This window comes from Streptomyces sp. NPDC045899 (assembly GCF_056431485.1).
In genome coordinates, this window is sequence record NZ_JBWKKP010000010.1 from 179,551 (window position 1) to 189,487 (window position 9,937).

8 protein-coding genes are annotated in these 9,937 nt (G+C 72.6%); 2 read left to right on the plus strand and 6 right to left on the minus strand.

The genetic code is table 11. The annotated features are described in order from the left end of the window. Positions 1 to 3: 3 nt before the first annotated feature. The 5 genes from AC07FT_RS17310 to AC07FT_RS17330 all read right to left on the minus strand — a co-directional run bounded on the left by AC07FT_RS17310 (position 4) and on the right by AC07FT_RS17330 (position 4,792). Positions 4 to 504, minus strand: a complete 501-nt coding sequence (locus tag AC07FT_RS17310) for a copper chaperone PCu(A)C (protein ID WP_479176918.1) — start codon at positions 502 to 504, stop codon at positions 4 to 6. Continuing rightward, positions 501 to 2,768: a heavy metal translocating P-type ATPase gene (locus tag AC07FT_RS17315; protein ID WP_479176919.1), complete on the minus strand. Its 2,268-nt coding sequence runs from the start codon at positions 2,766 to 2,768 to the stop codon at positions 501 to 503. Before AC07FT_RS17315 ends, AC07FT_RS17310 begins: the two co-directional genes overlap by 4 nt. Then, entirely contained in the window at positions 2,765 to 3,034 is a 270-nt protein-coding gene (locus AC07FT_RS17320) for a hypothetical protein (protein ID WP_479176920.1), read from the minus strand. The genes AC07FT_RS17315 and AC07FT_RS17320 overlap by 4 nt, the downstream gene beginning before the upstream one ends. Before the next feature lie 235 nt (positions 3,035 to 3,269). Continuing rightward, positions 3,270 to 3,911 (minus strand): maleylpyruvate isomerase N-terminal domain-containing protein, encoded by a 642-nt coding sequence (locus tag AC07FT_RS17325; RefSeq protein ID WP_479176921.1) that lies wholly within the window; start codon positions 3,909 to 3,911, stop codon positions 3,270 to 3,272. After that, positions 3,908 to 4,792: an NAD(P)-dependent oxidoreductase gene (locus AC07FT_RS17330; protein ID WP_471197966.1), complete on the minus strand. Its 885-nt coding sequence runs from the start codon at positions 4,790 to 4,792 to the stop codon at positions 3,908 to 3,910. The genes AC07FT_RS17325 and AC07FT_RS17330 overlap by 4 nt, the downstream gene beginning before the upstream one ends. Positions 4,793 to 4,928: 136 nt before the next feature. Between AC07FT_RS17330 and AC07FT_RS17335 the strand changes: the two genes are divergently transcribed. Then, on the plus strand, positions 4,929 to 5,936 hold the full coding sequence (locus AC07FT_RS17335; RefSeq protein ID WP_479176922.1) for a GlxA family transcriptional regulator: 1,008 nt from the start codon (positions 4,929 to 4,931) through the stop codon (positions 5,934 to 5,936). Between the two features lie 44 nt (positions 5,937 to 5,980). Here the strand turns inward: AC07FT_RS17335 and dacB are convergent, their stop codons facing one another. Further along, the gene (gene dacB / locus AC07FT_RS17340; RefSeq protein ID WP_479176923.1) at positions 5,981 to 7,321 is read right to left on the minus strand and encodes a D-alanyl-D-alanine carboxypeptidase/D-alanyl-D-alanine endopeptidase; all 1,341 of its coding nucleotides are present in this window, start codon (positions 7,319 to 7,321) and stop codon (positions 5,981 to 5,983) included. A gap of 372 nt (positions 7,322 to 7,693) precedes the next feature. On the opposite strand from dacB, the gene AC07FT_RS17345 reads away from it, so the two are divergent. After that, entirely contained in the window at positions 7,694 to 9,934 is a 2,241-nt protein-coding gene (locus tag AC07FT_RS17345; RefSeq protein ID WP_479176924.1) for an SMI1/KNR4 family protein, read from the plus strand. Positions 9,935 to 9,937 lie beyond the last annotated feature (3 nt).

Consider the following 9,937-nt stretch of genomic DNA (forward strand, 5'->3'; position numbering starts at 1 on the left):
GGATCATCTCACCACCGCGACGGCCTCGACCGCCCCGCTGCGCTCGAAGTGCAGGGTGAACGGCACGGTGTCGCCGACGCGCCACCCCGCCGCGGACGTCAGGGTCACATCCAGGCCCTCCGGCGACATGGACAGCACACCACCGGCCGGAACGGTGGCCGATGTGACCTCGGGGGTGGAGGTGGCCCGGCTGCCGGCCGGGGGAGGACGCCGCAGGGTGATCTTCCCGCCGGTGGCCGGGGACGTCACCTTGAGCAGCCGGTCGTCCGCGCCACCGCGGTTGGTGACCACGAAGAGGGCCGCGGTCTCCGCGCCGGGGTCATAGGGCAGGAAGACCCGTCCGCTGGACACGGAGATCCGGGCCGGGCTGCCCGCCTTCCCGGCCGTGACCCAGATCGTCAGCGCGCTCAGGGCGACGGTGCACACGGCCACCAGGACCAGCGCGGGGAACAGGGCGCCGAGCACCCGGCCGCGGGTCGGCCGCCAGGGGGACTGCTCCGTCATCGGGTGGACCTCCGGGCGGGTGAGGGCTGCCAGCCACGCAGCCGCAGGCTGTTGCCGACCACCACCAGTGAGCTGACCGACATCGCGGCGGCGGCGAGCATCGGGTTGAGCAGGCCGACCATGGCCAGCGGCACGGTGACCACGTTGTAGCCGAACGCCCACACGAGATTGGCGCGGATGGTGCCCAGCGCGCGCCGGGCCAGCCGTACCGCGTCCGCCAGTACCTCGATCTCCCCGCGCACCAGGGTCACATCGGCCGCGCCGATGGCCACGTCGGTGCCGCACCCCATGGCGATGCCGAGATCGGCACCGGCCAGCGCCGCGGCATCGTTCACCCCGTCGCCGATGACCGCCACCCGGTGGCCCCGTTCGCGCAGGTCCCGTACCAGGTCGGCCTTGTCCTCGGGGGAACAACGGGCGTGCACCTCGTCGATGCCCAGCTCCCGGGCGACGGCCCGGGCGGGTGCCTCCCGGTCGCCCGTGGCCAGCACCGGCCGGACACCCAGGCGCCGCAGCCGGTCGAGGGCCCGGTAGCTGCCGGACCGTACGGCGTCCCCGACCTCGATCACCGCCGAGGCCACCCCGTCCACCCGGACCAGGACCGAGCTGTGCGCGGCCTGTTCCGCCGCGTCCACGGCCTCCGTGAGGACGGCGGGCAACTCGCCCTCCGGGGACGCGATCTCCACCGAACGTCCTTCGACCCGACCGCGCACCCCCCGCCCCGGTACCGCCTGGAAGTCGTTCACCTCCGGCAACGGCGCCTCGGGCAGGCTCCGCCGGACAAACGCGGCGATCGCCCGGCCCAGCGGATGCTCCGAGCCCTGCTCGACCGCACCGGCCAGCCGCAGCACCGCCTCCTCGCCCGGTTCCCCGGGGGCGGCCGTGACCCGGGTGACGCTCATATGGCCGGAGGTGAGCGTGCCGGTCTTGTCGACCACGATCACGTCCAGGTGCCGCAGCCCCTCCAGCGCCCGCGGACCGCTGACGAGGACGCCCAGTTGCGCCCCGCGGCCGGTCGCGGCCATCAGCGCGGTCGGTGTCGCCAGGCCCAGGGCGCACGGACAGGCCACGACCAGGACGGCGACGCACGCGGTGATCGCGGCCTGCGGATCTGCCCCGGCACCGAGCCAGAAGCCGAGCACCGTGACCGCCAGCGTCAGCACGACCGGCACGAAGACACCGGCGACCGCGTCGGCCAGCCGCTGCGCCTTGGCCTTCCCGGCCTGCGCCTCGGTGACCAGCCGGGTGATCCGGGCGAGCCGGGTGTCCGCCCCGACCGCCGTGGCGCGGACGAGCAGCAGCCCGCCGGCGTTCACGGCACCGCCGACCACCGCCGACTCCGGCCCCACCTCGACCGGTTCGCTCTCCCCGGTGACCAGGGACAGATCGACGGCCGAACTGCCCCGCACCACCTGTCCGTCGGTGGCCACCCGCTCCCCGGGACGGACCACGAAGACCTGACCGGCCCGCAACTCCTCGATCGGGACCAGCCGTTCGGACCCGTCGTCCTCGCGGACCGAGACCTCCTTGGCGGCGAGTTCGGCCAGCGACCGCAGTGCCGCCCCCGTCCCCCGCCGGGCCCTCGCCTCCAGATACCGCCCCGCCAGCACGAAGAGCGGTACGCCCACCGCCGCTTCGAGATAGATATGCGGTACGCCGTCCGACACCGAGGGCACCAGGCTGAACGGCATCCGCATCCCGGGATCCCCCGCGCCGCCGAGGAAGAGCGCGTACGCCGACCAGGAGAACGATGCCAGGACGCCCAGCGACACCAGGGTGTCCATGGTGGCCGCGGAGTGCCGCAGCCCGCGCGCCGCCCGCAGGTGGAACGGCCACGCCCCCCATACGGCGACCGGCGCGGCCAGCACGAAGCACAGCCACTGCCAGTTGCGGAACTGCCATCCGGGCACCATCGACAGGACGAGGACGGGCACCGAGAGCAGCGCCGTGATCAGCAGCCGCTCACGTTCCCTGCGCGCCTCCCCGGCCTCCGGCGCACCGGCGCCCTCGTCGTGGCGCCGCCGTTCCGGCGGCTCGGGCAGTGCGGCCGTGTACCCGGCCTTCTCGACCTCCGCGACGAGTTCCGCGGCGCGGATCCCCGGCGGATGACTCACCCGGGCCCGGCCGGTGGCCAGGTTGACGCTCGCCGTCACCCCGTCCAGCCGGCCGAGCTTCTTCTCCACGCGCTTCACACAGGCCGCGCAGGTCATCCCGCCGACGGTGAGGTCGGTCGTCACCGGTTCGGTCACCGCGTCGGCGCTCATCGGCCGTCCCCTCCGTGCATACCGCCCATACCGCCCCCGCCGCCGTCGTCGTCCCCACCACCGCTCGTGCCGGTGCTGTGCATCCCGGGCGCGACGGGACCCGCGGAGGCCCCGACGGCGTAGGACCCCACGAACACCAGGGCCAGCAGCAGGAGGAAGCCGCAGAGCGCGGGCGGGGGAACCAGCTTCCGCGGCGGCGCGCCCGCGCCGGAGGGGGATTCTCGGGAGTCGTCCATCACCGGTCTCCAGATCGCGTCGTACGGCATCGGTCGGATCATGCCGTACCGCAACAGGAGTCGTATCGGACATGGACGGAGTTCCCGGGGCGTCCTATGGCGCGGATCACAGCGCGTCCCACGCCTCCCCGGAAAAGCCGACGGCCGGCACCCCAGGGGGGTGGGTGCCGACCGCCGGGTCTCCGCGGTGGAGGGTCGGCGACATGGACCACTCACACCTGTGGGGTGTCCACTCCCGCCCGCGTGCTCCCCCGGCTCTCCGGGGTCAGCGCACGGTTCCGTTCCACTGCCAGGCCGTGAGCCGGGGCAGCCCGGGAAGCGCGGTGCGTCCCGTGCACCACAGCAGGGTGGCGAACGGCTCATGGCCTGACGGCGCGTCGGGGAAGAGGCGCCGCACGGCCGCCGCGCAGACTTCGCCGGGCGGGGACCAGGGAATGCCGAGGGCCCGGGTGATGTCGTCGGTGTGGAGGACGAGTTCGGTGATCCCCATGGCGGCGAAGCCACCGGCGTCGGAGTGGCCCCAGGGGTGCCAGGCGCGTACGTCGGGCGGTGTGTCCCGGACGGTGGAGGTGAGGAGGGTGGCGGCGATGCGCAGTCCCTCCACACAGTCCGCGACGGGGGCCTGGGGGTCGAGCGAGGCGAAGAGGGTGATGTAGCGGTCGTCGGGGCGGGAGACGAGCAGACCGGTGTAGCCGGTCAGACCGAGGGCGAGGTGGTCCAGGGTCTGGCGGCAGCTCCAGTCGAGGCCGTGCGCCGGATGTGACCAGTCCCGGTCCGCGCCCTCGAGGAGCGCGGCCAGACAGGTGTCGGTGGCGGCCGTCAGCAGGTCCGTCCACCGCGCCGGGGGAGGTGCGTCCACCGGGGCCGCCGCGGCCGGGGAGGGGGCCGGAGCCGTTGTGGCGGTCACTTCTCGCCCTCCCGGCTCTTCAGGACCTCGATGACGCTGGCGAAGCTGTCCTGGCCGTGGCCCGCGGACTTGGCCTTCACCATGGCCGCCTTCAGCAGCTCGGGGAGGGCGTTGTCGACGCCCCGGGACGCCCCGGCGTGGATGAGGTGGTCGATGGCCGCGATCTGCACGTCGACCGTGGCGTCGTCGCCCGGGTAGTGACCGGCGTCCACCTGGGGCGCGTACGTGGTCAGGAATCCCTGGACCGCGGTCAGCCAGCGGAGCGCGACGGGGGTGAAGTCCGTCGCGGGCGTCTTGTCCGTGCCCACCAGCGCGGTGCCGTGCAGCCACCCGGTCATGGTGGCCCACATCAGACCGAGCAGCGCCGCGTCGTAGAGGGAGGCGGTACCCGGCTCGGTGCCCAGGTGCAGCGGGTCGGCCAGGGCCGCCAGGGTGTCCCGGTGGTCCTCGAAGACGGTGTGCGAGCCGCTGTACAGGATCATCATCTCCGGGCTGCCGATCCCCGGCGGAGTGGTCATGATGGCGCCGTCCAGGTAGTCGGCGCCGTGCGAACGGGCCCACTCGGCCGCCTGGTCGGCGTGGTCCGGGGTGCCGGAGGTGAAGTTCACCAGCGACCGGCCCGCCAGGGCGTCGGCCACCGGGTCGAACGCGGTGCGTACGGCTTCGTGGTCCAGCAGGCAGACGAGGGTGAGCGGGCCGGCCGCGATCGCCTCCCGGAGCGTCCCGGCCAGTCGGGCGCCCTTGTCGACCAGCGGCTGTGCCTTGTGCGCGGACCGGTTCCACACGGTGGTCGGATGTCCTCGCTCCAGCAGCGCGGCGGCCAGAGCCGAGCCCATCGAGCCCAGTCCGACGACCGTGACGGCCTGGCGTCCTGCCTTCATGCCCATAACTCCTCGCAGCGTTGGGTCCGTACGTGATGTGTTCTCACGTACGGCCCCCACGTTCGCAGCGTGTGGCGGACGGAAGAAGTGACACCGATGACAGCCGTCACCAAATTCCTGCCATACGCTTCGGGGCATGGGTGCCGGTTCTGTCGCTGTGGTCGTCGTGGGAGATGTCGAGGTTCCCTCGTGGGACCTGTACGAACTGAGCATCCCCTGCACCGTCTTCGGGAAGCAGCAGTCCGATCTGGCCGACCCCTGGTACGACCTGCGGCTGTGCGGAACCGGAGGACCGGAGCGGGAGGACACGGCGGCCAGTGGCTTCGCGTGGCGGACGCCCCGCGGACTCGACGATCTCGCCGACGCCGACACGGTCATCGTGCCCTCGGTGCCCGACCCCTGCGTCGAGGAGGGCAGACCACTGCCGCCGGAGCTCATCACGGCCCTGCGGCGTGCCTACGACGCGGGAGCCCGCATGGTCTCGCTGTGCACCGGGGCCTTCGCGCTCGCCGAGGCGGGGCTGCTCGACGGGCGCCGCGCCACGGCCCACTGGATGCACACCGGTCAACTGGCCGAGCGCTACCCCAAGGTGGACGTCGACCCCTCGGTGCTGTACGTCGACGACGGCGACGTGCTCACCAGCGCCGGGCTGACCGCGGGTCTGGACCTGTGTCTGCACCTGGTGCGCCGTGACCTCGGTGCGCAGGTGGCCAATCAGCTGGCCCGCCGGATGGTGGTGCCCGCCCACCGGCCCGGCGGCCAGGCGCAGTTCATCGACGTGTCCGTGCCCACCAGCGACGACGAGGGGCTGAGTACGGTCCTGGACTGGGCCCGTGCCCATCTCGACCGGCCCCTGACCGTCACGGAGCTGGCCCGGCGCGCGGCGATGAGCCCGCGCACCTTCTACCGGCGGCTCCAGGCGGCCACCGGGGCCACCCCGCTCCAATGGCTTCTCCACCAGCGTCTGGGCCGGGCCCGGACCCTGCTGGAGGCGACGGACTTCTCCGTGGAGAAGATCGGGGAACTGAGCGGACTCGGCACCGCCAACAACCTGCGCCACCACTTCCTGAAGCAGCTCGGCACCACGCCGAGCGACTACCGCAGGGCCTTCCCCGGGGCGGTCCGGGGTGACGGTCCAGGGTGATGGGGTGTCGCGCCGCCCGCACGGGGCGCGGGCGGCGCGCGGAACTACGCCCAGCAGCCGTTGACGGTCGCCGCGAGACCGTCCAAGGCGTCCTTGGTGTCGTTCTGCTCGGCGGTGGCGCCGTTCTCGATGAACGAGAACACCTTCCACCGTCCGTCCTGGGCCTTGGTGAAGCCGCTCAGGGCGATGGCGCCGCTGAGGGTGCCGGTCTTGGCCATGACCTTGCCGACCGCACACTTGGAGTCCGGGGTGTCGAACCGGCCGAACTGGGGCCCCAGGCTGGCGCCCTCCTCGCCCGCCACGGGCAGGCCGTCCTTGATGGACTTCAGGGTGCGGTGGTGGCGCGGGTCCACGGTCAGATCGAGGATGTCCGCCAGGGTCTGCGCCGGGATGCGGGTGGCGCGGGAGAGTCCGCTGCCGTCGTGCATCTGGAAGTTGTCCAGCGACACACCGTAGTTCCGGCTGAGCACGTCCCGGACGACCGCCGCCCCGTCCTCGAACGTGGCCGGCCGTCCCGCACCGAGCGCGGTCATCCGCAGCAGCGACTCGGCGATGTTGTTGTCGCTCACCTTGAGCATGTGCTTGACGATCGCGGACAGCTTCGCGGAGGAGTGCTGGGCCACCGGGACGTCGCCCTTGCCGGCCACGCCGCGCGTGACCTCACCGTCGACCGTGATGCCCCGGTCGGCGATGCGCTTGGCGAAGACCTTCCCGGCGTCCAGCGCGGTGTCCGAGAGGCTGCGCCCGTCCACCACCAGGGGCCGCACCGGCGCGACCGTGTCCGGGTAGTAGCCCTCGTTCCAGCCGGTGGCGAGGGTGGGTTCGGGGAAGAGGCTGTCGTCGATACGGATCTTCACCTTGGTGAGGCCCGCGCTCTTCAGCCCGTCGACGGCGGTCTTCGCGAGGGCCTCGACATCGGGGATGGTGAGGGTGCGGTCACCGCCGCCGACGAGGGTGAGCGTGCCGTCGCCGTAGACGACCTTGGTGGTGAACGTGTGGTCGGGGCCCAGGACCGTCAGCGCGGCGGTGGCGGTGGCGAGTTTGGTGTTGGAGGCGGGCATCAGCGCGTTCTCCGCGCCATGACTCCAGACAACGTTGTCCGACCCGGAGTCGATCACCACACCGCTGAAGGTGTCGCCCAGCCGGGGGTCCTGGACACGGGCGTTGAGCTTCTCCGCGATCTGCTGCTCGGCCGGGTCCAGCTCCGGGGTGCCGTAGGTCTTCGCGGTGTCCTTCCCGGCGGCGAAGGCGGAGGGGGCGGTCAGGAACGTTCCGGCGATGGGTGCGGCTGCCGCGATCACGATCGCGCGGCGGGCCGCCGGACTCAGCGGTCTCGGCTTGCGGTGGCGTCCGCGGCCACGGGCGGAGGAGACGGTGGGGGGCATGGTGGTCCTTGTTCGTGGATCGTGGGTGTCGGAACCGACTGCAAATTAACCACTGAACAGGTCCGGTCCTTTCAAGCGAGGAGCCGGAACACCAAGGATCTCCCCAGTTTGTGGCGGGGAAAGTGGTGATCGGCCGGCTGAGCGGCCATCGCGCGCGAGGCCGGGCCGCATATCCGGCCGGTGAACCGCCCGCCGAAAGGGGGAAGACGGTTCCCGGGTGGCAGGCGTTGCCATGTCTCCCGAAGTCCACGGGTTACTTCTAGAGGTCCACCGGCGAGCGCCGGACGTTCTCCCCCGGCCTCGTAGGGTGCGACTCCCGCATGGGGGCTGTGGTGCCCTCGTTCGTCCGCGGGAAGCGTGAGGAGAGCACCAGTGCCACCGACTGACGGGGAGAGGGTCCACGTCTTCCGCACCGAACGGCGCCGGGACGGCGCCGAGACGTGGGAACCGGGCCCGCGGCTGCGGGTCGCCGTCGAGGCGGGCGAGCCGTCACCGTTCGAGCCCGGACTCGGACCGGGACTGGGACTGGGGCCGGGGTTCGAACTGGAGCCCGCGCTCGAACTGGAGCGGCTCGGCTGGCGCACCTGCGACGGGGCGGAAGCGGCGATCGGCTTCCGGGCGGCCATGGACGGCTTCCACGGCTACTACCGCTGCGCCGGGGGTGCCTCGGCGGAGTACCGCGGCACACGGGAGCGCTGCGAGACCGCCGGGGAGAGCACAACCCACCGCTTCCGCACGGAGGAGAGCCACGGCACCGGGTGGCACACCGCGGGGGATCTGTCGCTGCTGCTCGAGGACGGCGACGCCCATGTGGTGCACATGGACTGGCACGGCGAGGCGATCGGATCCGGTGCGGTGGCGCTGCGGACCGCCGCCACCGGGCCCGACCCCGGCAGTGAGGTCACCGGCCTGGTGGGCGCCGTGCGGGCGCACGACGAGTACGAGGCGGCGGGCGAGGTCGCGAAGAACCTGATGGACTGCTCCGCCGGGAAGTGGCTGGGCGACGGAACGGGCAGCGCATGGCTGGAGTTCGACTGCGTCCGGCCGGTCGTCGTCCGGCACTACGCACTGGTCTCGGCGAACGACTGTCCCGACCGCGACCCGGTGGACTGGACGCTCCAGGGGTCGTCCGACGGGCGGCACTGGGCCGTGCTCGACTCCCGTAGCCATCAGGTCTTCACCCGGCGGCACCAGTCGCGCGGTTTCACCGTGTCGGCCGGGACCGGTGTGGCCTACCGCCACTACCGCCTCGAGATCACCGCCAACGCCGGATCGGACTCCGTCCAGCTCCGCCAGGTCCGGTTCTTCGAGACCGCTCCCGTCGCCGCCTACGAGGGCTTCTTCGGCTACCGCCAGCCGACGGGCGGTGAGCCGACGGGGTTCCGGGGGACGGTGCGGACACCCGCCCGGGAAGAACCCGGCCCCCGCACCGTCGAGGAGTGGCGCGACTATCTGGCCGACTACGGCGCCGACATCATCCGCCTGTCCGAGGAAGGCGAGCTGTCGGAGGTGAGCGAAGCCCAGCGGGCCGCGGGCTGGCTGGGCTTCGACGGCGCGGACGAGGCACGGCTCACGGCCCTGGAGGAACGGCTCGGCACCCGGCTCCCGCCCAGCTACCGCTCGTTCCTCGGCGCCTCCGACGGCTGGCTGTACCTCAGCGACTTCATGTGGGAGATGCGCACCACCGGCACCGTGGACTGGCTCACCGAGGCGGACCTGGCCCTCGCCGACGCCCTCATGCTCGGCGACGACCCCGAACAGGACGCCGTCTTCCAGCGCTCACTGCTCATCTCCCAGGAGGGTGACGCGCAGTACTGGCTGCTCGACCCCGGTGATGTGTCCGAGGACGGGGAGTGGGCCGCGTACATCTGGGCGAGCTGGTACCCCGGACTGGGCGAGCGGCACGGGTCGTTCGCCGAGCTGGTCCGGGCGGAGCGCGCCGGTTTCGAGCAGCTCAGGGGCCATGAGGGACGCGGTGTGGACCCCCGGAAGGCCGGTGAACTGCTCGCCCGGGGCCGGGAGCAGGCACTGCGCGGAGAGGCGGAACAGGCGCTCGCGACCTTCGAGCGCGCCGCGGAGAAGGGTTCGAGTACCGGTCTGTACCTCATGACCATCCTGACGGCCTTCCTCGACCCCCGCTCCGTCCACCACGAGATCCGTGACAACGTCCTCGGCCGGGACCGCGTCATCGCGGCGGTCGGCGAGGACCGGGTCCGGGCCGAGGTGGTCCCCCTCTACCTGCGCCGTACGGTGGAGGACCACCGGCCGGACGGCGGGCTGCCACGGCCGGAGGCGCTCGGCCGGATGGTCCCCGAACTGGCCTTCCAGGCCGAGCTGTCCGACGACGCCTGGATCGCCCGCGCCGCCGCCCACGTACCGCCCCGTCTGCCCGAGGCCCCGGCCTTCGAACAGGCCCTGGACCTCGCCCGTACGCTGGCCACGCAGGGCGATGACGAGGGGGCGTGGACCGTCGTGGTGGCCGCGCTGCGGCACTGGCACTCCGACGACCCGGACCGCATCGCCCCCGTCGTCCTGCTCACCGACCCCGTGCTCCGTGATGTGATCACCCCGCACCGGGCCCGGCTGGTGGTGACGCTTCCCCGCGGGCGGTAGCCC